The following is a 25082-nucleotide window of genomic DNA, read 5'->3' on the forward strand; positions in this document are numbered from 1 at the left end:
TTACCTGATCATATGTTTTCTCTGACTATAATTGTTCATAAAGTAATTGACGACATAGAGAGGTGAACCATGTGGCAGACAGTAAATCGTTTGTTAAACGAACATTTCGGTGTTGCTGAAATTCACGATAAAACTGAGTTAGCCGGAGGGGACATCCACCAAGCTTGGCGAGTCACACATGGAAAACGACAAGTTTTTGTCAAATCAAATCTGCGCGAGATGCTCCCTGTCTTCAAAGCAGAATCAGAACAGCTTGAACTCCTGGCACGCAGCCAAACTATCCGTGTTCCAACTGTTTATGGTATTGGCAACACCCGTGACCATAGCTTTCTATTGCTTGAATTTCTGCCTTTAAAATCTTTTGACCCTCACAGTGCCTATTGCTTCGGTCAACAACTGGCAAAACTTCATCAATGGAGTGAGCAACCTCAATTCGGCTTTGACTTTGACAATATGCTGGCAACAACTCCACAACCTAATGGCTGGCAACGACGTTGGCACCAATTTTATGCGGAAAAGCGGGTTGGTTGGCAATTACAAATCGCAGCAGAAAAAAACATGATCTTTGGTGATATTGATAATATCGTTCAAGCTATAAGTAACAAACTTCAACACCATCAGCCACAACCCTCTCTGTTACATGGCGATCTCTGGCCAGCTAATTGTGCTTCACTAGATGACCAAGCCGTTGCCTTCGACCCAGCCTGTTATTGGGGAGATCGTGAATGTGATTTCGCTATGTTACCGTTATACCCTGACTTACCAATGCAAATTTTTGATGGCTATCAGAGCATATGGCCACTCCCTGCCAACTTTATTGAACGGCAACCTGTGTATCAGCTCTATTATTTGCTTAACCGGAGTAATCTATTTGGTGGTGATAATCTTATTGCGGTTCAAAATATTCTCGATAATATTTTGACTGAAAATAGCCAATAGATGGGTAATCAGGCTGCGAAAATACTTATTCCGCAGCTATAGCCAACCGGAGAATCTACCAGCCTAAGATTTTCAATAGAAAATAAAAAATTGCACCGATAATTACCGGTGAAATATATAAGATATAAATCTGACTGAACAGTGTATGACGAGGAAGTTTAATTTTTAATTCAATCTGTTCTCTCGTCAGGCCATCATTGCCTTTAGCTTTTTCAATAATAAGCTGATCTTCAATGTTTTCTCGTATAAACTTCACTTGTCTGTATATCCGTTGACCTGACGCACTCATAGCAAGGCCGAAAAAAATAAGAAAATAGATAATCAGGAAACCAAGCGTTGATCCGGTAAAACCAGCCAGACGATCAGGTGTTGGTGAGTTTTTCCAGAAGAAATCCAGAAATGGGGTATTAAAACGCACCATTTCAGCCATCATTTTCAGGAAATCATCCAAAACAGCATTGATACCATCACCTTTAATACCGTTCAGCCAGGCAAGGTTAATCACAGAAACAATGGTCGATAAAAGTGCCGGAACAAAAATCACCCAACCTAAAACTCGCTTAATAATAGCGATGTATCCGGCTTTTTGGTAAGTCATCGATACCCCTCATAACAATAAGCAGATTTTATTTTTGGCTAATCATAGCCCATCAATCACCAAATTTAACTTTATATTTAATTAACTAAGCATTTCTTACCATGTTCCCGATCAGGAAAAGATTTCACCTACTGAGATTGTTACAATCAGCTTTCGCTAACTGTCTGACCAGAGAGAGATACTTAAATGTCTTTTCATTTACCAATAATTCAATGGAATGATAGCAACAAAAGCTGCAAGAATGCGTTCAATCGTTGTGCCATCCGCTCATCACTTTGATGACCCAAGTTGGGTTCTCGCAGATATTAAACTACATTCTCTCGAGCAACTCACTGTCATGAACATCACCTGATTATAACTTTAGCTGCCATCATTTATGCCGATGGCAGCTTCTTATTGTTCACATAGTAGTCGTAGCGCTTATGTCTTATTCTGTCAAACAAAAATCTAATTAAATATTAACGTCATATATTAATAAATAAGATATTTTTGCTTTTCACCCTCTATCTTACCCACATAAAACCCTCTATACTTCGCCAACTGTATGGATAGACAGTTATTAGTCAGAGGAATTTATGACCGCAGAAGGGCATCTTTTATTTTCAGTTGCCAGCATCATCTTGGCACATAAGCTAGAGATAACACCAGAGATAGCTTATGGAGACTGGTTGCATATGCTACCAGGGGTACTGCTTACTGCCTTGTTACCCGATATCGATCACCCTAATTCAACCCTGGGTAGATTATTCAGATTTATCTCCATTCCTATTGCCAAACTCTGCGGTCATAGAGGCTTTACTCACAGTTTACTTGCTCTCATATTAGGGATTACTTTATTTTGGCTAAAAATACCCGAAGAGTGGCTAATTCCAACTGATTTTTTCCATGCCATGATTGTTGGCTATTTGAGCCATCTGGTTGCAGATATGCTAACACCTGCTGGTGTGCCGTTATTATGGCCAATCAAAATACGTTTCTGTCTACCTGTGCTTGGCAAGCAAGGAAATAAGAAAGCAGAAAGGTTTATTTCTGCCTTATTAATTGTCATTGCCATTTTTCTACCAGAAGATATTGAATATTCTATACTTTTTTATATAAATCGCATCAAAGATCTCTATTTCTAATGCTCTAATTGACTAAAAATAAATCTTAAAAGTCACATTAATTATATTAAATTCTATATAGTTATAAATGAGAATAGTTTAAGCTGGTACTATATTCCCCAACTGCTTGTTGTAATGTGTTCGTTTGCAAACCTACACGATTCGATACAGCTTATGACTTAACTAAATTGAATTATGGAGTTTGGGGATGAATTTACCACTCATTTCGAATGTGCTCGTCTTCGTAGCACTGCTTTTGCTATTGTCAAAAGCCAGTTCACGGCAATGGAACCTGTCGAAAAAGGTTTTTGCGGGCCTTGCCATTGGCATTACTTTTGGCTTAGCACTGCAACTGGTTTATGGTTCTGATAATACCATAGTGAAGGAATCCATATCATGGTTCAACATTGTAGGTAATGGCTACGTACAACTTCTACAAATGGTCATTATGCCTCTGATATTTGCCTCTATTTTGAGTGCAGTCGCCAAACTACACAAAGCATCTTCTCTGGGAAAAATCAGCTTTCTGACTATCGGAACGTTGTTATTCACTACAATGATTGCAGCGCTTATCGGTATCATGATTATCAACCTGTTCGGCCTGACTGCTGAAGGTCTGATCCAAGGTCCCCAAGAAACAACACGTCTGTCTGCTATCGAAAACAACTATGTCAGCAAAGTCTCTGATTTATCTGTACCACAATTGATTTTATCTTTTATTCCTAAAAATCCGTTCGCAGATTTAACCGGCGCTAACCCAACTTCTGTTATCAGCGTTGTTATTTTCGCAACCTTCTTAGGTATCGCGGCCCTGCAAATGTTGAAAGATGATCATGAGAAGGGTGAACGCATATTAGTCGCTATCGACACTATACAGGCATGGGTAATGAAACTGGTTCGTCTGGTTATGCGCTTAACGCCGTATGGTGTTATGGCCCTGATGACCAAAGTTGTCGCCAATTCTAATATCCATGAAATTGCAAAACTGGGAACCTTTGTTATCGCATCCTACATTGCACTAGCACTAGTATTTGTTGCTCATGGGTTTCTACTTTCTCTCTTCGGCATCAACCCACTTAGATTTTTCAAAAAAACTTGGCCAGTGTTGACTTTTGCATTCACCAGCCGTTCCAGTGCTGCCAGTATTCCACTGAATGTCGAAACCCAGACACTCCGTATTGGCGTACCAGAATCAATCGCCAGCTTTTCAGCATCTTTTGGAGCAACAATTGGTCAGAATGGCTGTGCCGGAATTTATCCCGCCATGTTGGCCGCAATGGTTGCTCCAACAGTAGGCATAAACCCACTCGACCCGATGTGGATTGCAACACTCGTTGGCATTGTCACTATCAGCTCTGCTGGCGTTGCTGGTGTGGGCGGCGGTGCTACGTTTGCAGCACTGATTGTCTTACCCGCAATGGGACTACCTGTAACGTTGATTGCTTTATTGATTTCTGTTGAACCTCTCATTGATATGGGCCGTACGGCACTGAATGTAAATGGTTCAATGACTGCTGGCACTATTACCAGCCAACTGATGGGACAAACTGATAAAACTATCTTCGATCAGGAAGAACACGTTGAATTAAGTCAGCTATAATTTAAACTTCAAAAACTGTAAAAAAGCCGGAATTGATTCCCCGGCTTTTTATTTTATTCACCATATTATTTATTCAGGTACTGTCCACTACGCAGTGCTTCAATACGTTTGTCCAATGGTGGGTGAGACATGAACAGCTCACTGAATGTTTTTGACTTACCATTAATACAGAACGCCATCATACTGCCTTCTTCCTGCGGTTCATAACTGGTTTTCAGGCGCTGTAAAGCAGCGATCATTTTCTCACGACCGACCAACTTGGCAGAACCTGCATCCGCATGGAATTCGCGATAACGTGAGAACCACATTGTGATAATGCTCGCCAGAATACCAAATACTATTTCCAACACCATTGAAACAACCATGTAAACAATAGGATTGCCCGAGGGGTTACTCTCTTCCTCATCACTGTTGCCAGACAGGAAACTTGATACAGCTTGAGCCAGTAGACGGGAAATAAAGATAACGAAAGTATTTACTATTCCTTGCAACAAGGTCATCGTCACCATATCACCATTAGCAATATGACTAATCTCATGAGCAATAACAGCTTCTGCTTCTGCCCTACTCATGTTATCCAATAGACCGGTGCTGACAGCAACCAGAGAAGCATTACGACGCGCTCCGGTAGCGAATGCGTTAATATCAGGCGCGGCATAAATCGCAACCTGGGGCATGGCAATATTGACTTGTTCCGCTTGACGGCGAACAGTTTCAACTAACCAATGTTCAACTTCATTTGCTGGCTGTTCTATGACCTGGGCACCCACAGAACGCAGCGCCATCCATTTGGACATCAACAGGGAAACAAACGCCCCACCGAATCCGAACAGGCCAGCCATAATCATCAAACCTTGTACACTACTCCCCTGAATTCCTGTCAAAGAAAGTATTATCCCGAACACCAACATAACAGCGAGGTTAGTGAGGAGGAACAAAACAATTCGCATCATAAAAACCGGCTTCCTTTATTAATAATCAATGCACTTTCAGAACTACTCTATAAATAAGGCTGTTCTTACTATATTCAAGGCTTTTAGCCTGTTAAGCGATAAAACCAACATAACTTTACAAAATCATGAAAAAAACCACATTAGCCTAACACCAATTGGTTAAACAAAATACGCCAATACCTGGTAATACTGAGAAAATGTGAAATAATTCATCCTTCCTGAAAAGAAAAAACACCTTCAAAAGACTGTTTATATTACTGATAGCCCAATATACCATTCACTCAAAACATCCCAAGCGAACGATATTGGGCATTAATCATTAACAGGCTTTAACCCATTATTTTACTTAGACTTAGCCAACATTTTCTCAGCAGGTTGGTGCGCTAAATCAAGTGCAATCTTCACTGACTCATCAAGATAGGGATCTGGCCCCTGATAATCTTTAGGCAAATCATCCAGTGAAGTTAACGGTTTTTTACCCTCGCGTTTAAAGCGATCATTTATGCGATTCAACTTCAGAGCATCCGCTTCTTTATTCTCTTTCTCTCTTTGTGCATAGTTCAGAGAAACAATATTTTTATGCTCTTTCAGCGCCTCATAGTGAGCAATATCCTCATTGATATACTTGAATTCTGGATCAGTTGTAATGCGGGCATTGTGAGCAACATTCAACTGAGGAACCAATGCAGCAATCATTTTAGACCCTGTATAACGGGCAGGAGGAATGCTATCCCAAGGCAAAGCATTATCTTCGAAACTTTCCCCGGTTTCTGCCGGATCAACCCCCGTAGGCATTACGATATCAGGAGTAACCCCTTTACGCTGAGTACTACCGCCATTGACACGATAGAACTTCTGAATCGTATATTGGACAGACCCCAGTGATGGCCAATCAGGACGCATCATTTGATCGTAAATACGACTCAAAGAACGATATTGCTGAACTGTACCTTTACCAAAAGTCGGTTCACCAACAATCAACGCTCGCCCATAATCCTGCATTGCTGCAGCAAAAATTTCAGAAGCAGAAGCACTAAAATGGTCTACCAGAACAACCAAAGGTCCTTTATAGTACACCACTTCATCAGTATCAAAATCCTGACGAATTTTCCCATTATTATCTCTAACCTGGACAACCGGGCCACTTGGGAGAAACAAGCCTGATAAAGAAACCGCTTCTGTCAGCGCACCACCACCATTGCCACGCAAATCAATGACAATAGCACTGACATGCTGTTTGGTCAGTTTTTGTAATTGAGTTTTAACATTATCAGTCAAACCAACATAAAAACCGGGGATATCAAGCACGCCCACTTTTTCCTGACCCATGGTCTTAACTGACATCTTCACAGCCCGATCTTCCAAACGGATCTGTTCGCGAGTTAAAATAACAGTACGCGGTTTTGCCCCTTTGGTATCAGAAATAACCTCAAGCCGCACTTTACTCCCTTTAGGACCTTTAATCAGCGCAACCACATCATCCAGACGCCAGCCAATAATATCCACCATAGACTTTCCTGACTGGGCAACACCGATAATCTTATCACCCACGTTTAATGCTTTGCTTTTGGCGGCAGGTCCACCAGCAACCAAAGAATTTATAACCGTGTAGTCATCATCTATTTGCAAAACAGCACCAATCCCTTCCAGGGAAAGACTCATTTCTGAGTTAAACTGTTCAGTATTGCGTGGTGAAAGATAATTAGTATGAGGATCAATTTCACGGGCAAACGCAGTCATAATCAATTGGAAAACATCTTCACTCTGGCTTTGTGTCAGACGTTTTAACGCAGATTGATAGCGTTTGGTGAGCATCTCTTTGATTTTCTTGTCCTCTTTGCCGCTGAGCTTGAGGTTGAGCCAATCATATTTAACTTTAGCATCCCAAAGTTTATTTAGCTCTTCCACACTCTGTGGCCAAGGGGCTTTGGAACGATCAACATCAATTGTATCGTTACCATCAAAATTCATTGGCTGTTCAAGACGCGATAAAGCGTACTGATAGCGCTCAAAGCGACGTTTCTGTAACAAATTAAACAAGTCATACGGAATTTCCAGATTTCCATTTTCCAATTCCTTGCCTAACAACTTTTTCTTATCGGCATACTGAGCAACATCTGACGCCAATAATATGTTATGGCTGTAATCCAGTATATTAAGGTAGCGGTCAAATATTTTTGCCGAAAAATCACCATCTAAATCAAATTGGCGATAATGAGAACGAGTGAAGCGGGATGTTACCCGCTCGCTAACTGTTGAATGCTGAGGCTCTTGCTTCAATATAGGTAATTGTTCAATACCAACAGGAACAGCCACTGGACTGTTTGTATTTGCATAACAAGTACCAAAAATTGAAACACCTAAGACAAAAGCCAGTCTGACGAATTTGTTCATGCCCAGGTCGGCCTCCGTATCAGAACTGTAAATGTTCTGCGCGTACAATCATTGCCAAACCGGAAGGCAATTGTACCCGTACACCATCTTTGGCGACTTCAAGCACAGAAGCATCCACTGAACTTTTACCCACTCTTACTTTAATTTCCTGACCAATTTTCAGCGATGAAACATCGACAATCTGAATCGGTACAGGTTGAACAGGTTTAGCAACGGGTTTACGTGCTTGCTGAGGGCGCTTTTGCTGGCGTGGTGGCTGCCGTTTTTCCCCCTCAGTATTATTAGCACGGCGACGAGGAGCTGGTTTCTTGGCTGTGGGCCGTTCATTTTTTTCACCAGCAGCCACATTTTCAGCTTCACGTTTTTTAGCTCTTTGCTCTGCACGCTGTGCCTGAACCCGTGCTTTAGCTTCAGTCAGTTGCTGAAGAGCGTGTTCAATGTGTTCCGCTTCCAATTCACCGCATGAATTACCATCAAGGTCAACACGCTGCGCACCTTCTTTCACACCATACAGGTAACGCCAACTTGATGTGTACAGACGCAAGGCGGAGCGCAGTTGTGTTTTACTTAAACACTCTTCGTCCTGAATACGTTCAACGATATCTTGAAAAATACCGATCTTTAAAGGACGAGCTTCACCTTCGGCTACGAAACAGAGCGGGAAACGCTCAGCTAAAAAAGCAATAATCTCTTTACTACTATTCAACTTAGGTTGATTTTCCATGAAATTTCCTGATTACAACGGTTTTGCCAACCAGCATAGGCATGAACTGGCGTCATTATAATAGCGTTGCTGATAAATGCCACGTTATCCATATGTTAAGTTACATTCAATTCAACATATTTCGGCACAACGCACTGTTCTAAATGAGCACAAAGCCCATCAATAAGGGCTTGTAAGCCAAATTCGTCTTTCTCGTCGAACCTATTAAAGACCGTACTATCAATATCCAATACACCAATAATTCTATCGCTTACGATCAACGGCAACACAATTTCAGCGTTACTAGCAACATCACAGGCGATATGACCAGGGAACGCATGAACATCATCAACACGCTGGATACGCTTTTTCAATACAGCCGTTCCGCATACCCCCTTGCCAACAGGTATTCTGACACAAGCAACTTTTCCCTGAAATGGCCCTAACACCAACGTATTACCATCAATCAGGTAAAAGCCAACCCAGTTAACGTCATGCAAACGTTCATACAACAATGCACTGGTATTAGCCAGCGTCGCTATTAAGTCATACTCACCAGACAACAGAGCTTTTAGGTCTCCCGTAAGCTCCCGATAGAACTCATTTTTATTCATAATTGACCTATCCGATGAAATTCACAAAACGCATCTCTATTTTTATATCAAAAAAACATCAAGTGCCCATGACAATAAGGTTAACAGTCTGTCACACTGACGTAAATTTTTTACTGTCTTTAATAAGATATTCTTTAATTATATTTATTGAATACTTGCAAAGGCTAGTGAGATATCACACTACTTCACCAAAACATTATCAGAGGTACAACCAGTATGAATATGATTCACTGTTAGTGCCTCTATGCCCTCATACAATAAAATCAAATTGAGTTTTTACACAATTATAAAGATCAATTATCTGATAACAGTATCACTCATTAGCCCCTTTCATTTGAGAATTGACTAGTGGTGTAGTAAAAAAACCAAACATTCAAACAAGTTATCCATAGAATTATTGCATTTACCACACCATCACCAACACTTTGAGTCCTTATTACCACACCAAATAAATATTTCCTACTGAATGTATAAAAGGTCAAAGAATAACAGAGATAAAAAAAGCAATATGACAAGAGTAAGTTTTAGAACAGATCATTATATACCCTATGGATTTCAAGATGCATCGCGGCGGCAAGGGAGCGAATCCCCGGGAGCATAGATAACTATGTGACCGGGGTGAGTGAGTGCAGCCAACAAAGAAGCAACTTGAAAGATGACGGGTATAACAGCAATATCATCTACCGATTATCCAGCACAGAAAATATTATTACTGGAAATCTCAGCTATTTGATCTATTCTCAATGATGGCCATACTGGTCTTACCTGTTATCTAAAAGTTAAGGAGCGATCATGAACCAGACAAAATTAAGAATTTCCAGCTACGAAATTGATGATGCTATTCTCTCTTCACCTTCCCAAGAGGACGATATCACCATTAGTATTCCTTGTAATTCCGACCACGAACTTTGTATGCAGTTGGATGGATGGGATGAACATACCAGTATTCCCGCCTTACTAAACGATAAACACATTCTTCTCTACCGAAAGCATTATGATAGACAAAAACATGCATGGGTTATGAGGGTGGTCTGATGTCCACAAAAATTGTGACAAAAAGAGGCCGAGTTGACTCCTCTACTCGGCCTAGGGAAAATGGCTCTTAAGAGCCGTGCGCTAAAAGTGTCATTGAGACGAAAAACAACTTACAATTTAAAGAGTAGCTGACATACTTGCATTTTACCAACTTTTTGGATAATAAATAATCAAAAACAACATCTTCCATTAAGCCAAAATAGACGCTATACCCTACGGATTTCAAGATGCATCGCGACGGCAAGAGAGTGAATCCCCGGGAGCATAGCAAACTATGTGACCGGGGTGAGCGAGCGCAGCCAACAAAGAGGCAACTTGAAAGATAACGGGTATATTGCTTACTCAATGACATTATCTCTTATCGCACAATGCTAAAGCTGCTTGTTGGAATGGCTCTATACTCATTTTTTGAGTCGGATTTTTGCTATCAGCCAATAGAATAATATCCAAAGACTTAGCATTCACTTTCCCTACCTTCATCATATCCGTGGCTATATCATTCAATGGGTATTGCACTAACGTACTTGGATTAATCACAAACAGAGCCTTATTTGCTCGGCAATCCAACATCACCTCTTCCCGCGTAAATGCCCATTTATCACCAAATTGTAGCTTACTCACCGTTTCAATCGGTGCAGCAACATTTTGAAAAGAGAGACAAAATAAGGAAAGTAATAAAAGTAAATGTTTCATAATAGTTACCAATGTAGATATAAAAGCAAGCGAAATGGATCTTGAAATCCATAGGGTATATTAAGATAGGCGCTTAATTAAGAAAATCAAATCGGTTGATAAGTAGCAAAAACAGCAACACATAATAGAACCAATGCTCCAAGAATAATTTCAACCCAACTATTGATAATCAACAATTGATAGCGGCCAGGTTGCTTCAGTTTAGGAACCAAGATATAGCGGTTAATTAATGCAAGCATCACCATACCCACCACCAATGCTATCTTCAGCCATAGCATGGATTGATATTCACTACCGCTATATTTCGGCCAGTTCGGTAGCAAAATTAAGCTGCTTATAATGCCAGTAATGATAATCAGGGTTACAGCAACGTGACCATATGTGGAAAAACGCATCATAGAGATCATAATCTGTTTATCCAACCCTATAGCCAATTCATTTTGTATCCGTAAAAATTGCAAACATAACAAAAACGGCCATAATCCACCAAACCAGTATCCAACACTCACTAAGTGAATTACCTGATTAATCTGAGAAAAAACACCTGTTATCCCATCATGCATTACCGAATGGCCTATAAAGGCATGGCAGGAGAGTAAAACAGCAGAACTGATTAACATCAAAATATTTCTGGCTTTTTGTTTACTGATAAACAAAAACCCTGTAGCAACTATTGAAACCAGTATTTGCCATTGCCAAACCTTACCAAAAGTTGTTCCCAATACTGCCAACCAGATTTCTAGATTACAAATATCCTGCCAACCATCACCCATTATTCCCGATTGAATTGCCAACCATCCCATTGTTGTTACTAATGTCACAACTGTACTGATAATTACCCCTACACGAAGGTGCGCATCAATCAGAACAGATAAACGCTCAGGAACCAATATGGCAGTAAATATGCTAAAGCCAAACACTAACATAACTGCCACGAAATGAGTGAAGCGACAAAGAATATACAGCGCCGCTAGAGACATAATTATTTCACTGTAAAGCTATAGACACCTTTAGTCTTATGCCCATCAACAGAGACCACGCTCCAGTTAACATCATATCTCCCTGTCGTCAGTTTATCTTCGATAGGAAGAATAAGTTTCGTATTAGTTGCCGGATCAAGCTTCAACTTTCCCGTTTTAATAGGTTTATTTTCCGGGCCAATCACTTTTACTTTACTAAAACTCAGCTCAATACCTTCAGAAAAGCTTAGCGTGATCACCTGCGGTGTATTTTCTACTGTAGTATCTTCTGCCGGAATTTGTTCTGTTAAATGCGCATGAGCCAAAGCTTGCTGGCAAGATATGGCAACAAAAAGGACAATTAAAGCAGATAATTTTCGGCCAAAAGAGCGGATTGTGCTAATGGTCATCAATAACCTCTTAATTTTCAAATGAATCTCTACGAATTGTCATCATTTTATATCAAAAGAATTATTTTATCTGCGATAACTTACAATAAGAATTTCGTCTTGTGAACTATCGCGCAAAAATAAAGGAAAACCGCAGTATTGACTTTAAATACCTAAAGTTATTGCGACTACTGCGGCTAATTAATTCCATTTCATTAGACAGGATTTGCAGCAGCCAGACCTTTCAGATCCTTATCTAATAAGAAAAGTGCTTTACCATCCTCACCAACCATATCCAGTTTATCAAGGATAGATTTAAACAATTTCTCTTCTTCATGCTGTTCTGCTACATACCATTGCAGAAAGTTAAAAGTAGAATAATCCTGCGCGGTTATCGCCAAATGAGCCAGTTTATTAATTTCGGCAGTAATAAATTTCTCGTGTTCATAAGTTCTATTGAGTACATGAGATATAGATTCATAATCGGCCGAAGGTGCATCAATTTGCCCCAAACGTGGCATTGCGCCTGTATCACTCAGATACTCAAACAAGCGATGCATATGTTGCATCTCTTCCTGAGAGTGCGATTTAAAAAACGCAGCGGCACCTGGTAACCCTTGTTCACTACACCATGCACTCATTTGCAGATATAAATTCGCAGAATAGAACTCCAGATTCATCTGCTCATTTAATTTATTAACCATTTCTTGATTTAACATAATAGATACTCCAGTTATTAATTGAACTATATTATGCCAATTAAATGAAAATAATAAAACCCCAATAATAAAAATAAATAAAAATAGATATCACATTGAAATATAAATATATTTTTTAATAAAAAAATGAAAATAAATCTCATTTAATATATTTAAATGAAAATGAATCACATTTACAAAATAATCTTCATCAAGGAATTTTGATATTTAATGATAATGAATATTATTTATATTTATAAAATAATCAATTCAGCCCTTGCCAGAAAAACCTGTCTGGATTAGTTTTATCACTTTGTGAATGAGAGAGACACTGATGAAACATAATCTGGCCGAACTTTCTACAGAGAATATGGACAAAGTGAATGTTGATTTGGCAGCTTCTGGTGTAGCCTTTAAGGAACGTTACAATATGCCGGTACTTCCTGATACAGTTGAACAAGAACAACCCGAACATCTGCGGCAATATTTTCAACAACGTTTAGTGCATTATCGCCAATTATCCAAACAATTTTCCAATTTACCCTACGAGCCAAAAGGCCGCTGATCATCCAGTAAGAATGGGTAACCACCGGATAACCGGTGGTTATATACCCTATGGATTTCAAGATGCATCGCGACGGCAAAGGAGCGAATCCCCGGGAGCATAGGTAACTATGTGACCGGGGTGAGTGAGTGCAGCCAACAAGGAGGCAACTTGAAAGATAACGGGTATATCCAATTACTGATCTGCAAACCTATCTGTTGCACTAATAAGCTGATGTAAAATACCCGGCTCATCAAATGAATGCCCTGCTCCTTCAATGATATGTAATTCCGCTTCCGGCCATGCCTGCGCCAGATCCCAAGCATTTTGCACCCGGCAAGCCATATCATATCGGCCATGAATGATAACTGCCGGAATATCCCGTATAACGTCAATATTATTCAACAGTTGCTGCTCCTCATTCATAAAACCCTCATTGATAAAATAGTGGTTCTCAATCCTAGCAAATGCCAAAGCAAACTCATCTTCCGTAAAACACTCTACATTATTTGAAGGAAGCAATGTTACCGTCTCTCCTTCCCATAAACTCCAGAGACGCGCGGCTTCTAATTGCACCCGAAGATCATTACTAGTCAGCCGCTTATTATATGCTCTGATCACATCCTTTCGTTCTCCTTCCGATAAAATAGATACCGTTCGTTGCCATTTGTCAGGGAAGAAATTAGAAGCACCATCCTGATAATACCAGTGCAACTCTTGTGGTCTCAGCAAGAAAATTCCCCGAAGAATTAATTCAGAAACGTGTTGGGGATGAGTCTGGGCGTAAACTAAAGATAAAGTTGAACCCCACGAACCACCAAATACCAGCCATTTTTCTACTCCCATCAATTGACGTAAGCGCTCAATATCTTCAACTAAATGCCAAGTGGTATTATTTTCCAAACTGGCATGAGGTCTTGAACGCCCACAACCACGCTGATCAAATAACATGACATGATATTTCTTCGGGTCGAATAACCGACGGTGATAAGAAGCAATACCACCACCCGGCCCACCATGAATAAATACAGCCGGTTTACCTACAGGATTACCACACAATTCCCAATAAATTTGATGGCCGTCGCCTGTATCCAAATACCCTGAACGATAAGCTTCACAAGCCGGATATAATTTTCTCAATTCTGACATAACATTTCCTTTACTGGCCAACACCAAATCTGGTATCCGTCTAATGACGGGTAGACATAACTATCAGAAAATGTTATTTCAATTCACTATAGCTAATCGTATTTTGCTGACAATCAACGACAACACGGTAATCTTTGTCACGCTTAGAACCACGAACAGTCAGCGGAATTTTTAATATATCTTTATCGCCAGTGATATTTTCCGCCTTTACCCACACCACTGGTTTAGACGTTCCCAATTGCTTTCTATCTTCTGGCCAATGGTTAATGCGGTTTTGCAGAAAATCACGCTTTACTTGAGCGGCAATTTGCGATTTAGTTAAATTGTCACAAGAAATAAATTTATCAACACGTTTGTTCTCCGACACAGCAGATACTGTGAATGAAACAGTGAGCAAAAGTGCAGCACCTGATAGGCCAACTCTGTTAATGATATGACATGCTTTCATACTACCTCCCGTTAATATCTCAAAGTAAGAGATTAAATATGGAGCTAACCTAACATGTCAGGTAAAATAAATGTGTGATTATTGTTAAATAAATAATTTAATTATGCTGATTTTTCATCATCAAACACCACATTAACCTGCTCTTTTCCTCGATGCCGCTCACGAAGTTCTTGTGCAACCAACGCAATCGCTTCGCCACTGCTCATTCCTTCAACCATCAATTGCTGAATTTTTTCTACCGCTCGTTGCTGTTCCTCATGGGATAAAGTTGGCATCTCTGAAAACATGATAATAACCTCTATAAAGTGATCTATGCCGAAGAGTATAGCGATTTTTAACTCAAGTAAGGAATGGATTTCTATGTTAATCTGTAAGGATTAAAATCAAGACTAACTTTTGCATTACAATTGCTAAACCAACACTATACCTTATGGATTTCAAGATGCATCGCGGCGGCAAGGGAGCGAATCCCCGGGAGAATAGATAACTATGTGACCGGGGTGAGTGAGTGCAGCCAACAAAGAGGCAACTTGAAGGATGACAGGTATATAATGAGCATTTCACTACAAAAACGGCGATTACCCTATCAACCAGACGCTGCCATCAACTATTTCGCGCCGATTTCAAATCAGTCTTGGGCGATGCTGCTCCATTCTGGTGCTGCCAACCATCCCCATAACCGGTTCGATATTTTGGTTGCAGAACCACGGATAACACTGTTTACCGGAAAACAGCGTTATCAGCGTCTCTCCCGAACGTTTTTTACTCCTGGAAAATAAACAAATTCAAACTCGCCCGATTAAGGGAACATTACCGCGCTTAAGTAATACAGAAAAGGACATATTGCAAGCTGTAAAACTGGCAGCCTCGAAAAAAGACCAGGCTGAAAATTTGATGATCGTCGATTTATTGCGTAATGATATTGGCCGGGTAGCCACACCGGGGTCAGTTAAAGTTCCTGAATTATTTGTAGTTGAACAATGCCCTGCCGTTCATCATCTGGTTAGCACAATCACCGCAACACTGCCAAATGAACAACATGCTACGGATTTATTACGTGCCTGCTTTCCCGGTGGTTCTATTACCGGATCTCCTAAAATCAGAGCAATGGAAATAATAGAAGAGCTTGAACCTCACCGCCGACATGGATATTGTGGTTCAATTGGCTATATTAGTTTCTGTGGCACAATGGACAGCAATATCACCATTCGTACTCTCTTAACTGAGAAAGAAAAAATATATTGCTGGGCCGGTGGCGGAATCGTTGCCAACAGCATTGCTGAAAAAGAGTATCAGGAAACATTTGATAAGTTGAATCGTATCTTGCCGCAACTAGGGAAAATAAAAGTAATATGATATCACTGTCTGATTTCGTTAACAGATTTCAGTTACAACTTCCACCACCACCTAAACGGCTTTCAGATAACAACCGCCATGCTGCGGTGTTATTACCAATCATCTGCAAACCGAAGCCAACGTTATTATTGACCCGACGCTCCGCCACTTTACGATCACATGCCGGTCAAGTCGCCTTTCCAGGGGGGGTTGCTGATCCTAAAGATAAATCAATAATCGCGACAGCACTACGAGAAGCGGAAGAAGAAGTTAACATACCTCATCAGAAAGTTCAGGTTCTGGGACAACTCGCTCCTTTAAATAGCATCAGTGGCTATCTGGTGACGCCTATTGTCGGATTATTGCCCCCCGGATTATCCCTCCACAGCAACCCGGCGGAAGTTGCCAAAATATTCGAAGTTCCTCTATCTGAAGCGCTTTCACTTTCGAGTTATCATTATCTTGATGTTAGTCGCCGTGGTCAGCGGCATCGTATCTATTTTTACTGGTATCAGCAGCATCTCATTTGGGGATTGACAGCGACAATAATTCATCAATTAGCTCAACAAATTCAGGTTTGATCCAAATCATTTAAGGATAACAAATTTGTATTTTTTTTACTCATCTTTATCGCTGTTGCTATCATAATTCAAAAAAACCTGTAAACTCCCTTATCAACACTACTAAATCACAGTAAAGTAGCGTACCTCAATATATATAACTATATCTCTATCTTTTTTAAGGAGTCTGGCGTGATTAGCGTTTTCGACATGTTTAAGGTCGGTATTGGCCCATCTAGCTCTCATACGGTTGGCCCGATGAAAGCCGGCAAACAGTTTGTCGACGATCTGGTAAACCAGGGATTAATGCCTTCTATCACGCGTGTAGCCGTCGATGTTTACGGCTCACTCTCATTAACCGGCAAGGGTCATCATACGGATATCGCCATTATCATGGGTCTGGCAGGTAATTTACCCGCCACCGTTGATATTGATTCGATCCCCGGTTTTATTCGTGATGTAGAGCAAACACAGCGTATTAAACTAGCCAACGGTTTACATGAAGTCGATTTCCCACGTGATAGCGGCATGGTTTTCCGAAGTGATAATCTGTCATTACATGAAAACGGCATGCAAATTCACGCATTCGCGGGGGACAAAAAAGTTTATAGCAAAACCTACTACTCGATTGGTGGTGGTTTTATTGTTGATGAAGAACACTTTGGTAAACCCTCTCAGGATACCAAACCAGTTTCATATCCATTCAATTCAGCAAAAGAATTACTGATGAATTGTAATAAAACCGGGTTATCTATTTCCGGTTTAATGATGAAAAACGAACTGGATCTCCACAGCAAAGAAGAAATTAATGCCTATTTTGCCGATGTCTGGGATACCATGCAGGCTTGTATTGAACGTGGTTTGAACACCGAAGGGGTTTTACCTGGCCCACTGCGTGTACCTCGCCGGGCAGCGGCATTACATCGTATGCTAACCTCATCAAATAATTTATCTAATGATCCAATGAATGTCGTGGATTTGGTGAATATGTTTGCCTTGGCAGTCAATGAAGAAAATGCTGCGGGTGGGCGTGTTGTTACCGCACCAACCAATGGCGCTTGTGGCATTGTTCCTGCCGTACTCGCTTATTACAACCATTGCATTGAACCTGTAACACCAGAGCTCTATATCCGCTATTTCCTGGCTTCTGGCGCTATTGGCATCCTATATAAAATGAATGCATCGATATCTGGAGCTGAAGTAGGTTGCCAAGGGGAAGTAGGTGTTGCCTGCTCGATGGCAGCAGCCGGCCTTGCTGAACTGCTCGGTGGCAGCGCTGAACAAGTCTGTGTTGCGGCTGAAATCGGTATGGAACATAACCTCGGCCTTACCTGTGACCCGGTAGCAGGCCAGGTACAAGTACCTTGTATTGAACGAAATGCCATTGCGTCAGTAAAAGCAATCAATGCTGCACGCATGGCTTTGCGCCGTACCAGTGAACCGCGCGTTTCTCTCGATAAAGTTATTGAAACCATGTACGAAACAGGTAAAGACATGAACGCTAAATATCGTGAAACATCCCGCGGTGGGTTAGCAATTAAGGTTCAGTGTGATTAATCAAATAAATATACCCTATGGATTTCAAGATGCATCGCGACGGCAAGGGAGCGAATCCCCGGGAGCATAGATAACTATGTGACCGGGGTGAGTGAGTGCCGCCAACAAAGAGGCAACTTGAAAGATGACGGGTATAACTTGTTTTTTAATCAGTAAATGCTTCTGTAATGAAAATATCCCTACCCTATGGTTGGGATATTTTTTGACCAAAACGTGGAATGATCATCTTTTGATCTAAAAAGATGAATATGTTTTCCATTTTAAACTAATAAGATGTTATCGAAAACAGAATAAATATCTAACAATAAGCAAATTATAGATAATTATAAATTAATTTTGCGATTTTTAGCTTATTAAATTGTTTTGTGGTTAACATTTTTATCTATTTCATTTTTTCTGACTGACAGCAATTTTCCTCTGGTATTTCTAATGTTAATCTAACAGCCGATTTTTTCAGTCAATAAGAGATAAAGTCTAAATCAAGTCAAATATTTAGGTATCATATTGATAAAAGGTCGCTATTCATACAAATAAGATTTTTATTGGAGGAGTGATTCATCAAAATTATTGCAGTAACTTTGTAATAATCCTACGTTGATACCCTATGGATTTCAAGATGCGTCGCGACGGCAAGGGAGCGAATCCCCGGGAGCATAGCAAACTATGTGACCGGGGTGAGTGAGTGCAGCCAACAAAGAGGCAACTTGAAAGATGACGGGTATATATTGTTAACAGAGGGGAAAACAAATGAGTATAGCCATTATGATTGGCACACACGGGGCTGCGGCTGAGCAACTGCTTCGTACCGCAGAGATGTTAATTGGAGAGCAAGAAAATGTTTCTTACATTGACTTCTTTCCTGATGAAAATGCCGATACCTTATTTGAAAAATACAACAGTAAACTGGAGACGCTTAATACAGCGCAAGGTGTACTGTTTCTTGTCGATACATGGGGAGGAAGCCCATTCAATGCGGCTAGCCGTATCGCCGTAGATAAAGAGAATTATGAGATCATCACCGGAGTTAACGTTCCAATGTTGGTTGAAACCTTTATGTGTCGAGATGATAAGCCATCTCTGGCAGAACTGGTTTCCGTTGCTCTGGAAACCGGGAAAGAAGGCATCCGGACCCCGAAAACAGAAGAACTGCAAAAAGCTGAACCAGCCAAGCCCGTGGCATCCGTTGCGGCACCTTCATTTGCACCATCAACCGGTGGTCATATGAAAATTGCACTGGCTCGAATTGATGACCGCCTCATTCATGGTCAGGTCGCTACTCGTTGGACAAAAGAAACCAATGTCAAACGGATCATTGTCGTCAGCGATGAAGTTGCTGCTGATACTGTCCGTACCACCTTGCTAAAACAAGTTGCTCCACCGGGGCTCAGTGCTCACGTTGTTGATGTTGCAAAATGTGTTCGCGTTTATAACAACCCGAAATACGCCAATGAACGTGTCATGTTGCTGTTTACAAACCCAACAGATGTTTTGCGTTTAGTCGAAGATGGTGTCGATATCACTTCTGTCAACATTGGTGGAATGGCTTTCCGTCAGGGAAAAACGCAAGTTAACAACGCAATATCCGTTGATGAGACCGATATTGCAGCCTTCAAAAAACTAAATGAACGAGGCATTGAACTTGAAGCCCGTAAGGTTGCCAGTGACAGCCGCTTACAAATGATGGATCTACTCCAGAAGGTTAAAAACGAAAATCAGAACAGAGCAATTTAACTATTACTCAACGACAAAAATCACTCAATGACAAAAATTTCTCACCAAATTTAATTTGGTTACAGGAGACAAACAATGGAAATCACCGTTGTTCAAATTGCATTGATATTCATCGTAGCTTGTATAGCCGGAATGGATTCCATTCTTGATGAATTTCAATTCCACCGCCCACTCGTGGCCTGCACCTTAATCGGGATCATTCTTGGTGACATGACAACCGGTATCATTATCGGTGGTACGCTAGAGATGATCGCTCTTGGCTGGATGAATATCGGTGCTGCAATTGCCCCGGATGCGGCCTTAGCATCAATCATCTCAACGATTCTGGTCATCGCGGGTGGTCGTGATATCGGTGAAGGTATCGCTTTGGCCATTCCACTGGCAGCAGCAGGGCAAGTGCTGACTATCATTGTACGTACCATCACAGTCGCCTTTCAGCATGCTGCTGACAACGCGGCAGAACGTGGCAGCCTACGTGCGATTAGCTTGATCCATCTATCCGCATTACTGCTCCAGGCTATGCGTATCGCCATCCCTGCCCTGATCGTTGCACTATCGGTTGGTACCAACGAAGTCCAGCAGTTACTTGCTTCTATTCCAAAAGTGGTAACAGATGGCTTGAACATCGCAGGGGGTATGATCGTCGTTGTGGGTTACGCAATGGTTATCAACATGATGCGTGCCGGTTACCTAATGCCCTTCTTCTATCTCGGTTTCGTCACAGCGGCATTCACTGATTTTAACCTGGTTGCATTAGGCATTATTGGTATTGTTATGGCTGTGCTGTACATCCAGCTAAGCCCTAAATATAACAAATCTCAGGTAGTGGCTACCCCAGGACACACCAATAACGACCTTGATAACGAATTAGATTAAAAGGATGAGCAACATGTTAGATACAACAAAAACGACTGCTCAGACAGCAGACCAGAAAAAACTGACACCCAGTGATATCCGTGGTGTATTTCTCCGTTCTAATGTATTTCAAGGTTCATGGAACTTTGAACGTATGCAGGCTTTAGGTTTCTGTTTCTCTATGGTGCCAGCTCTTCGTCGTTTGTATCCAGAAAACACCGATGAGCGTAAACAGGCACTCAAACGCCACCTCGAATTCTTTAACACTCACCCTTACGTCGTCGCACCTGTACTGGGTGTCACTCTGGCAATGGAGGAACAGCGTGCTAATGGCGCAACGATTGATGATGGTGCGATTAACGGTATCAAAGTCGGTCTGATGGGGCCATTGGCCGGTGTTGGCGACCCTATTTTCTGGGGGACAGTCCGCCCAGTATTTGCTGCTTTGGGTGCTGGCCTGGCAATGAGTGGTAGCTGGCTTGGGCCTGTCTTGTTCTTCTTCTTATTCAATCTAGTACGCCTATTAGTTCTCTATTCAGGTATCTCTTATGGTTATAAGAAAGGGATCAATATCGTTCAAGATATGGGTGGAGGCTTCTTGCAAAAAATGACGGAAGGAGCGTCAATCCTTGGTCTATTTGTTATGGGGGCATTAGTTAATAAATGGACGAAAGTCAATATCCCGCTGATTGTATCAGAAATTCCTAACCAACAGACAGGTGAAAAGACAATAACCACGGTTCAAAATATCCTCGATCAATTGATGCCAGGCTTGGTACCACTTTTGCTGACATTTGCTTGTATGTGGTTATTACGACATAAAGTCAATGCCCTGTGGATCATTATTGGCTTCTTTATTCTGGGGATTATTGGTGCCAGATTTGGTTTCCTTGGTCTCTAGTACAATATCATTCGGGGAGGAACTCCTCCCCATATTTTCTTTTTCATAACAATGCAAGGATAAGGAATGAGCCTTAATGATATAGTATTAGCTGGTTTAATCGTACTAATGCTAGCTTTTGCTGTTTATGACGAATTCGTGGTTAATTTTCTAAAAGGGAAAACTTACTTACAAATAAAGCTAAAAAGAAAACATAAAATTGATGCACTCATCTTTATTATCCTGATACTTATTGTTGTTTATAATAATATTACTGCTTATGGTAGCCGTTTAACCACATATTTATTGCTGTTTACTATCTTGATGACTATTTATATTGCCTATATACGTTCGCCTAAATTATTTTTTAAAAATAACGGTTTCTTCTATGTAAATACCTTTATTTCCTATAACCGGATAAAAACTATGAATTTATCTGAAGATGGCATTCTGGTTATTGGTTTAGAAAACAAGAAATTATATATATCAGTAAGCCAAATTGATGATTTGGAAAGAATTTATAAATTTCTCATCGAAAACAGATAGATAAGAAAAAATAATAAATAAAAAAGCAAATAATAAACAGTCAGCCTTACGCTGACTTTTATTTTCCCTATAAAACAGATAATGATAATTATTATCAATATCGTGCCTTAACCCTAAAAATAATATTATTTTCCCTTTTTGAATTATTGTGCTATCTTTTAAATTGTCATGGGGAGTAGCCTGTTTCAGAGAAACGATTTAGTTAATTTCTCTGAAAAGCCCGTATCAACACGCTCGTTACAAAATAAACGTGGTGCGGGTAGCCTTATTGCTATCCTAACAGGCATTATTGTTGCTCAAAATAGCAAAAAGATAGCCTAATGGGATAGCTATTAATTCGGTTGGCAAGACCATTGCATATAACACCATCATTGGTTGGGGGTGGATTATATGTATATGGAAACACCCAACCGAGGCTATATTAATGAATATGTACGCAACCCTTATCCTGGCTTTAGCACTCTCAATGGATGCCTTTGCTGCTGCAATTTGTAAAGGGGCCGCACTACATAGACCACATTTTCGTGAAGCAATCCGTACAGGTTTGATATTTGGCTTAGTAGAAGCCTGTACCCCATTGATTGGCTGGTCGATAGGGCTTTACGCCAGCCAGTATATTATGGAGTGGGATCACTGGATTGCTTTCACTCTGTTATTTGTTCTAGGTTGTAGAATGATAACAGAGAGTTTTAAAGCAAATCAGGAAAAAAAGTGTGAATCACCCTGCCGCAATAACTCAATAGTGTTGATAACAACAGCCATTGCCACCAGCCTGGATGCAATGGCAATTGGTATTGGGCTCGCGTTCCTTGAAGTCAATATCGTACACACTGCGATGGCTATCGGAATGGTGACAATGATTATGGCAACATTAGGAATATTAATTGGCCGTTATATTGGCCCACTGCTAGGCAAACGCGCTGAGCTTATTGGTGGGCTGATTCTGATTGCGATTGGCTTCAATATCTTATTTGAACATCTCGAATTATTTATGTACGCCAAATAAAGCCACCAGCCCAAAATATTCATCTATTGAACGCTATATTTTGGGCTGAAATCTTGATCAATTAAGGCGTTGATAGACCCGCAGTATAAAATCAGTTTCACATTCAAACAGCGCTCTATCTGCCAATTCTTTTTTCACATCTTCTGTTGCTCGCCAGGCAAATGGTGTCATCTGTAATAAATGATACGCTTGCACGCCATCTAATTTCATTGGATAAGATAACGATTCATCGGTTATCAATTCAAATCCTTCCAACGGTTCCGCCTTCAATGGATGAAGATGAATATTTTGATAAATCAACTCCTTGAGCTGATAAAGATGGCGAGGGCCGGGAGTAACTGTCAAAACAATTCCCTGTGACTTAACCACCCTTGCCAGCTCCTCCGCTTTACAAGGTGCATAAATTCTTAACACCCCGGCAAGCGATTTATCGGCAAATGGCAAACGATGACTCGACGCAACACAAAAACTGACAGCAGAATAGCGCTTAGCGCCATAACGAACCGCGATCTTAGCAACATCTAATCCATAGATTTTAAGATTACGCCTCTTGCCTAACTGTGCTTCAATCGCAGCAGTGTAATAACCTTCACCGCATCCTATATCCAGCAAACTCTCTGCATTTTCTGGCAGATACTTTTCCAGTAATTCCGAAACCCGTTGTTGTAATGGCTGATAATGCCCTGAATCCAAAAATGCTCTTCTTGATTGCATCATCTCCGGGCTATCCCCCGGTTCCTTGGATTTTTTATGCTGAACGGGCATCAAATTAACATACCCTTCTTTAGCACAATCAAACTGATGATTATTCTCACAGCACCATTGTTGTCGAGTGAGCAATAAAGATTGATGACATAAGGGGCATTGATAAGACATAATATTCCAAAAATATAAGCAAAAACCAGCCAGCACTATAGCATATTCTGATACTTTTCATCGTAAATCATACTAATTAATAATTCTATATAAACGATTAATCATTATCTTGAATGAAATTATATTCCATTATTTTCAGTCCTTTTTTTGAAACGGCTCGCAATATTTCTATGGCATAAATCTATTTATCAGGTATGATTCTTCAATCAAAACTTAAGAAAACATCATTGCTAATAAATTATTTAACTAATAGAAACAACTAATAATGCGGGTAATATAATGAATATTTTCATACAATATTTTAATAAATTAAGATCAATTTCACCGAAATTCGATATTATGCCCAATACAAACTATTTCGATTTTATCCCACAGAAAAGTGATGTTGATACTTTAGCAGATGATCTGGATAAAATCCGTGCAGACTTTGCTGCGGCATTAAAGCAATTCAATGATGAAATTATATTATCTACAGGGAAAGAGACGATATATGGGCCAAAGAGTCACCGGAAAACATCCCAAAATAGCTAAGCAATCTAATCAAGGTGATATCAATCTATACCCTATGGATTTCAAGATGCATCGCGACGGCAAGGGAGTGAATCCCCGGGAGCATAGATAACTATATGACCGGGATGAGCGAGTGCAGCCAACATTCTGTACCTGAGTTCACCACTTAAATTCTTTTATTGCCATGTTTCACTTATAAAAAAAACTGTCGGAGCAGATTGGTTAAAAATAAAAAAACCACAGTTAAGTGGCTAGATATGAAAAAACCCCGCTTGAGACGCTGAGGAATCCCCAGAAAATAGACAGGCATAGCGTTGTGTGATCTACTGATTGTTCCACCAAGTCAATAAGGTCACTGCTATGCCTGTACGTGAAGTATGTCATAACTTCTTTAAAGATGCTTTATC

General features: G+C 40.5%; 30 protein-coding genes and 2 pseudogenes. 18 read left to right on the forward strand and 14 right to left on the reverse strand.

Annotated features, from left to right (window positions below):
• Nucleotides 1–69 precede the first annotated feature (69 nt).
• Complete coding sequence (locus CKY02_RS01745) at nucleotides 70–939, forward strand: fructosamine kinase family protein (protein WP_112875718.1); 870 nt, start codon at nucleotides 70–72, stop codon at nucleotides 937–939.
• 55 nt (nucleotides 940–994) lie between these two features.
• Here CKY02_RS01745 and CKY02_RS01750 read toward each other — a convergent pair whose 3' ends face one another.
• Entirely contained in the window at nucleotides 995–1537 is a 543-nt protein-coding gene (locus tag CKY02_RS01750; RefSeq protein WP_112893987.1) for a YniB family protein, read from the reverse strand.
• Between the two features lie 208 nt (nucleotides 1538–1745).
• On the opposite strand from CKY02_RS01750, the pseudogene CKY02_RS25425 reads away from it, so the two are divergent.
• From CKY02_RS25425 to CKY02_RS01765, 3 genes and pseudogenes are all read left to right on the forward strand, one after another.
• Nucleotides 1746–1889 (forward strand): annotated as a pseudogene (locus CKY02_RS25425) (hexitol phosphatase HxpB); the annotation flags it as partial.
• Between the two features lie 223 nt (nucleotides 1890–2112).
• On the forward strand, nucleotides 2113–2661 hold the full coding sequence (locus CKY02_RS01760; protein ID WP_112875715.1) for a metal-dependent hydrolase: 549 nt from the start codon (nucleotides 2113–2115) through the stop codon (nucleotides 2659–2661).
• A 187-nt stretch (nucleotides 2662–2848) separates the two neighbouring features.
• Nucleotides 2849–4240: an L-cystine transporter gene (locus CKY02_RS01765; RefSeq protein ID WP_162120274.1), complete on the forward strand. Its 1392-nt coding sequence runs from the start codon at nucleotides 2849–2851 to the stop codon at nucleotides 4238–4240.
• A 65-nt stretch (nucleotides 4241–4305) separates the two neighbouring features.
• On the opposite strand, the gene htpX is transcribed toward CKY02_RS01765, so the two are convergent.
• The 4 genes from htpX to CKY02_RS01785 form a co-directional block, all read right to left on the reverse strand.
• Entirely contained in the window at nucleotides 4306–5193 is an 888-nt protein-coding gene (gene htpX, locus CKY02_RS01770) for a protease HtpX (RefSeq protein WP_112893989.1), read from the reverse strand.
• Nucleotides 5194–5535: 342 nt separating this feature from the next.
• A complete protein-coding gene (prc, locus tag CKY02_RS01775; protein WP_112893990.1) occupies nucleotides 5536–7587 on the reverse strand; it encodes a carboxy terminal-processing peptidase in 2052 nt (683 codons plus the stop codon).
• A 19-nt stretch (nucleotides 7588–7606) separates the two neighbouring features.
• Nucleotides 7607–8311: an RNA chaperone ProQ gene (gene proQ / locus CKY02_RS01780; protein WP_112875711.1), complete on the reverse strand. Its 705-nt coding sequence runs from the start codon at nucleotides 8309–8311 to the stop codon at nucleotides 7607–7609.
• Nucleotides 8312–8406: 95 nt separating this feature from the next.
• The gene (locus CKY02_RS01785) at nucleotides 8407–8904 is read right to left on the reverse strand and encodes a GAF domain-containing protein (protein ID WP_112875710.1); all 498 of its coding nucleotides are present in this window, start codon (nucleotides 8902–8904) and stop codon (nucleotides 8407–8409) included.
• A gap of 609 nt (nucleotides 8905–9513) precedes the next feature.
• Between CKY02_RS01785 and CKY02_RS24225 the strand changes: the two genes are divergently transcribed.
• Nucleotides 9514–9651 (forward strand): hypothetical protein, encoded by a 138-nt coding sequence (locus tag CKY02_RS24225; protein WP_167405253.1) that lies wholly within the window; start codon nucleotides 9514–9516, stop codon nucleotides 9649–9651.
• 45 nt (nucleotides 9652–9696) lie between these two features.
• The gene (locus tag CKY02_RS01790) at nucleotides 9697–9939 is read left to right on the forward strand and encodes a DUF1480 family protein (protein WP_112875709.1); all 243 of its coding nucleotides are present in this window, start codon (nucleotides 9697–9699) and stop codon (nucleotides 9937–9939) included.
• Nucleotides 9940–10290: 351 nt separating this feature from the next.
• Here the strand turns inward: CKY02_RS01790 and CKY02_RS01795 are convergent, their stop codons facing one another.
• The 4 genes from CKY02_RS01795 to ftnA form a co-directional block, all read right to left on the reverse strand.
• Nucleotides 10291–10632, reverse strand: a complete 342-nt coding sequence (locus CKY02_RS01795) for a YebY family protein (RefSeq protein WP_112893991.1) — start codon at nucleotides 10630–10632, stop codon at nucleotides 10291–10293.
• 86 nt (nucleotides 10633–10718) lie between these two features.
• Nucleotides 10719–11612, reverse strand: coding sequence for a copper homeostasis membrane protein CopD (copD, locus tag CKY02_RS01800; protein ID WP_112893992.1), 894 nt, complete (start codon nucleotides 11610–11612; stop codon nucleotides 10719–10721).
• A gap of 2 nt (nucleotides 11613–11614) precedes the next feature.
• Nucleotides 11615–12001, reverse strand: coding sequence for a CopC domain-containing protein YobA (gene yobA / locus CKY02_RS01805; protein ID WP_011146910.1), 387 nt, complete (start codon nucleotides 11999–12001; stop codon nucleotides 11615–11617).
• Between the two features lie 194 nt (nucleotides 12002–12195).
• Nucleotides 12196–12699, reverse strand: coding sequence for a non-heme ferritin (gene ftnA, locus CKY02_RS01810; protein ID WP_112875705.1), 504 nt, complete (start codon nucleotides 12697–12699; stop codon nucleotides 12196–12198).
• A 313-nt stretch (nucleotides 12700–13012) separates the two neighbouring features.
• Between ftnA and CKY02_RS01815 the strand changes: the two genes are divergently transcribed.
• A complete protein-coding gene (locus CKY02_RS01815; RefSeq protein WP_112875704.1) occupies nucleotides 13013–13243 on the forward strand; it encodes a DNA polymerase III subunit theta in 231 nt (76 codons plus the stop codon).
• A gap of 174 nt (nucleotides 13244–13417) precedes the next feature.
• Here the strand turns inward: CKY02_RS01815 and pip are convergent, their stop codons facing one another.
• The 3 genes from pip to CKY02_RS01830 form a co-directional block, all read right to left on the reverse strand.
• Nucleotides 13418–14371: a prolyl aminopeptidase gene (gene pip, locus CKY02_RS01820; RefSeq protein WP_112893993.1), complete on the reverse strand. Its 954-nt coding sequence runs from the start codon at nucleotides 14369–14371 to the stop codon at nucleotides 13418–13420.
• A 73-nt stretch (nucleotides 14372–14444) separates the two neighbouring features.
• Nucleotides 14445–14819, reverse strand: coding sequence for a protein YebF (yebF, locus tag CKY02_RS01825; protein ID WP_112893994.1), 375 nt, complete (start codon nucleotides 14817–14819; stop codon nucleotides 14445–14447).
• A gap of 101 nt (nucleotides 14820–14920) precedes the next feature.
• Nucleotides 14921–15106 carry a YoaH family protein gene (locus CKY02_RS01830; protein ID WP_112893995.1) on the reverse strand — a complete coding sequence of 62 codons (186 nt, stop codon included), beginning with the start codon at nucleotides 15104–15106 and terminating at the stop codon, nucleotides 14921–14923.
• 120 nt (nucleotides 15107–15226) lie between these two features.
• Here CKY02_RS01830 and CKY02_RS26595 point away from each other — a divergent pair, with 120 nt between their 5' ends.
• The 4 genes and pseudogenes from CKY02_RS26595 (at nucleotide 15227) to CKY02_RS01845 (ending at nucleotide 18271) form a co-directional block, all read left to right on the forward strand.
• Entirely contained in the window at nucleotides 15227–15598 is a 372-nt protein-coding gene (locus CKY02_RS26595) for a hypothetical protein (protein WP_420800726.1), read from the forward strand.
• A pseudogene (locus tag CKY02_RS01835) lies at nucleotides 15540–16175 on the forward strand (anthranilate synthase component I family protein); the annotation flags it as partial. The gene CKY02_RS26595 and the pseudogene CKY02_RS01835, both read left to right, overlap by 59 nt.
• Nucleotides 16172–16735 (forward strand): CoA pyrophosphatase, encoded by a 564-nt coding sequence (locus CKY02_RS01840; RefSeq protein WP_112893996.1) that lies wholly within the window; start codon nucleotides 16172–16174, stop codon nucleotides 16733–16735. The pseudogene CKY02_RS01835 and the gene CKY02_RS01840, both read left to right, overlap by 4 nt.
• 171 nt (nucleotides 16736–16906) lie before the next feature.
• Nucleotides 16907–18271 carry an L-serine ammonia-lyase gene (locus CKY02_RS01845; protein ID WP_112893997.1) on the forward strand — a complete coding sequence of 455 codons (1365 nt, stop codon included), beginning with the start codon at nucleotides 16907–16909 and terminating at the stop codon, nucleotides 18269–18271.
• Nucleotides 18272–18295: 24 nt separating this feature from the next.
• On the opposite strand, the gene CKY02_RS01850 is transcribed toward CKY02_RS01845, so the two are convergent.
• Nucleotides 18296–18481, reverse strand: coding sequence for a hypothetical protein (locus CKY02_RS01850; RefSeq protein ID WP_112893998.1), 186 nt, complete (start codon nucleotides 18479–18481; stop codon nucleotides 18296–18298).
• A 455-nt stretch (nucleotides 18482–18936) separates the two neighbouring features.
• Here CKY02_RS01850 and CKY02_RS26125 point away from each other — a divergent pair, with 455 nt between their 5' ends.
• From CKY02_RS26125 to mntP, 6 genes are all read left to right on the forward strand, one after another.
• Nucleotides 18937–19062, forward strand: coding sequence for a hypothetical protein (locus CKY02_RS26125; RefSeq protein ID WP_274382167.1), 126 nt, complete (start codon nucleotides 18937–18939; stop codon nucleotides 19060–19062).
• On the forward strand, nucleotides 19019–20002 hold the full coding sequence (gene manX, locus CKY02_RS01855; protein WP_112893999.1) for a PTS mannose transporter subunit IIAB: 984 nt from the start codon (nucleotides 19019–19021) through the stop codon (nucleotides 20000–20002). Before CKY02_RS26125 ends, manX begins: the two co-directional genes overlap by 44 nt.
• Nucleotides 20003–20077: 75 nt before the next feature.
• Entirely contained in the window at nucleotides 20078–20878 is an 801-nt protein-coding gene (locus tag CKY02_RS01860) for a PTS mannose/fructose/sorbose transporter subunit IIC (protein WP_112894000.1), read from the forward strand.
• Nucleotides 20879–20891: 13 nt separating this feature from the next.
• A complete protein-coding gene (locus CKY02_RS01865) occupies nucleotides 20892–21758 on the forward strand; it encodes a PTS mannose transporter subunit IID (RefSeq protein ID WP_162120276.1) in 867 nt (288 codons plus the stop codon).
• Nucleotides 21759–21824: 66 nt separating this feature from the next.
• Entirely contained in the window at nucleotides 21825–22283 is a 459-nt protein-coding gene (locus CKY02_RS01870; RefSeq protein ID WP_112875695.1) for a DUF986 family protein, read from the forward strand.
• A gap of 424 nt (nucleotides 22284–22707) precedes the next feature.
• On the forward strand, nucleotides 22708–23289 hold the full coding sequence (gene mntP, locus CKY02_RS01875; RefSeq protein WP_146747378.1) for a manganese efflux pump MntP: 582 nt from the start codon (nucleotides 22708–22710) through the stop codon (nucleotides 23287–23289).
• 57 nt (nucleotides 23290–23346) lie between these two features.
• Here the strand turns inward: mntP and rlmA are convergent, their stop codons facing one another.
• A complete protein-coding gene (gene rlmA, locus CKY02_RS01880) occupies nucleotides 23347–24165 on the reverse strand; it encodes a 23S rRNA (guanine(745)-N(1))-methyltransferase (protein ID WP_112894003.1) in 819 nt (272 codons plus the stop codon).
• Between the two features lie 279 nt (nucleotides 24166–24444).
• Here rlmA and CKY02_RS01885 point away from each other — a divergent pair, with 279 nt between their 5' ends.
• A complete protein-coding gene (locus CKY02_RS01885; protein WP_238399133.1) occupies nucleotides 24445–24696 on the forward strand; it encodes a hypothetical protein in 252 nt (83 codons plus the stop codon).
• The last annotated feature ends 386 nt before the right edge of the window (nucleotides 24697–25082 follow it).

The organism is Photorhabdus bodei (assembly GCF_003287735.1).
Classification (GTDB): Bacteria; Pseudomonadota; Gammaproteobacteria; order Enterobacterales; family Enterobacteriaceae; genus Photorhabdus; species Photorhabdus kayaii.

Excerpts from the sequence above, each read along its gene's own strand:
- yobA (WP_011146910.1), bottom strand. The coding sequence starts at position 12,001 with ATGACCATTAGCACAATCCGCTCTTTTGGCCGAAAATTATCTGCTTTA.
- CKY02_RS01765 (WP_162120274.1), top strand. The coding sequence starts at position 2,849 with ATGAATTTACCACTCATTTCGAATGTGCTCGTCTTCGTAGCACTGCTT.
- CKY02_RS01760 (WP_112875715.1), top strand. The coding sequence starts at position 2,113 with ATGACCGCAGAAGGGCATCTTTTATTTTCAGTTGCCAGCATCATCTTG.
- CKY02_RS01790 (WP_112875709.1), top strand. The coding sequence starts at position 9,697 with ATGAACCAGACAAAATTAAGAATTTCCAGCTACGAAATTGATGATGCT.
- rlmA (WP_112894003.1), bottom strand. The coding sequence starts at position 24,165 with ATGTCTTATCAATGCCCCTTATGTCATCAATCTTTATTGCTCACTCGA.
- CKY02_RS01885 (WP_238399133.1), top strand. The coding sequence starts at position 24,445 with ATGAATATTTTCATACAATATTTTAATAAATTAAGATCAATTTCACCG.
- CKY02_RS01815 (WP_112875704.1), top strand. The coding sequence starts at position 13,013 with ATGAAACATAATCTGGCCGAACTTTCTACAGAGAATATGGACAAAGTG.
- ftnA (WP_112875705.1), bottom strand. The coding sequence starts at position 12,699 with ATGTTAAATCAAGAAATGGTTAATAAATTAAATGAGCAGATGAATCTG.
- pip (WP_112893993.1), bottom strand. The coding sequence starts at position 14,371 with ATGTCAGAATTGAGAAAATTATATCCGGCTTGTGAAGCTTATCGTTCA.
- copD (WP_112893992.1), bottom strand. The coding sequence starts at position 11,612 with ATGTCTCTAGCGGCGCTGTATATTCTTTGTCGCTTCACTCATTTCGTG.
- CKY02_RS01750 (WP_112893987.1), bottom strand. The coding sequence starts at position 1,537 with ATGACTTACCAAAAAGCCGGATACATCGCTATTATTAAGCGAGTTTTA.
- CKY02_RS01830 (WP_112893995.1), bottom strand. The coding sequence starts at position 15,106 with ATGTTTTCAGAGATGCCAACTTTATCCCATGAGGAACAGCAACGAGCG.
- yebF (WP_112893994.1), bottom strand. The coding sequence starts at position 14,819 with ATGAAAGCATGTCATATCATTAACAGAGTTGGCCTATCAGGTGCTGCA.
- CKY02_RS01860 (WP_112894000.1), top strand. The coding sequence starts at position 20,078 with ATGGAAATCACCGTTGTTCAAATTGCATTGATATTCATCGTAGCTTGT.
- proQ (WP_112875711.1), bottom strand. The coding sequence starts at position 8,311 with ATGGAAAATCAACCTAAGTTGAATAGTAGTAAAGAGATTATTGCTTTT.
- CKY02_RS01745 (WP_112875718.1), top strand. The coding sequence starts at position 70 with ATGTGGCAGACAGTAAATCGTTTGTTAAACGAACATTTCGGTGTTGCT.
- CKY02_RS01785 (WP_112875710.1), bottom strand. The coding sequence starts at position 8,904 with ATGAATAAAAATGAGTTCTATCGGGAGCTTACGGGAGACCTAAAAGCT.
- CKY02_RS01865 (WP_162120276.1), top strand. The coding sequence starts at position 20,892 with ATGTTAGATACAACAAAAACGACTGCTCAGACAGCAGACCAGAAAAAA.
- prc (WP_112893990.1), bottom strand. The coding sequence starts at position 7,587 with ATGAACAAATTCGTCAGACTGGCTTTTGTCTTAGGTGTTTCAATTTTT.
- CKY02_RS01870 (WP_112875695.1), top strand. The coding sequence starts at position 21,825 with ATGAGCCTTAATGATATAGTATTAGCTGGTTTAATCGTACTAATGCTA.
- CKY02_RS01840 (WP_112893996.1), top strand. The coding sequence starts at position 16,172 with ATGATATCACTGTCTGATTTCGTTAACAGATTTCAGTTACAACTTCCA.
- htpX (WP_112893989.1), bottom strand. The coding sequence starts at position 5,193 with ATGATGCGAATTGTTTTGTTCCTCCTCACTAACCTCGCTGTTATGTTG.
- CKY02_RS01795 (WP_112893991.1), bottom strand. The coding sequence starts at position 10,632 with ATGAAACATTTACTTTTATTACTTTCCTTATTTTGTCTCTCTTTTCAA.
- manX (WP_112893999.1), top strand. The coding sequence starts at position 19,019 with ATGAGTATAGCCATTATGATTGGCACACACGGGGCTGCGGCTGAGCAA.
- mntP (WP_146747378.1), top strand. The coding sequence starts at position 22,708 with ATGAATATGTACGCAACCCTTATCCTGGCTTTAGCACTCTCAATGGAT.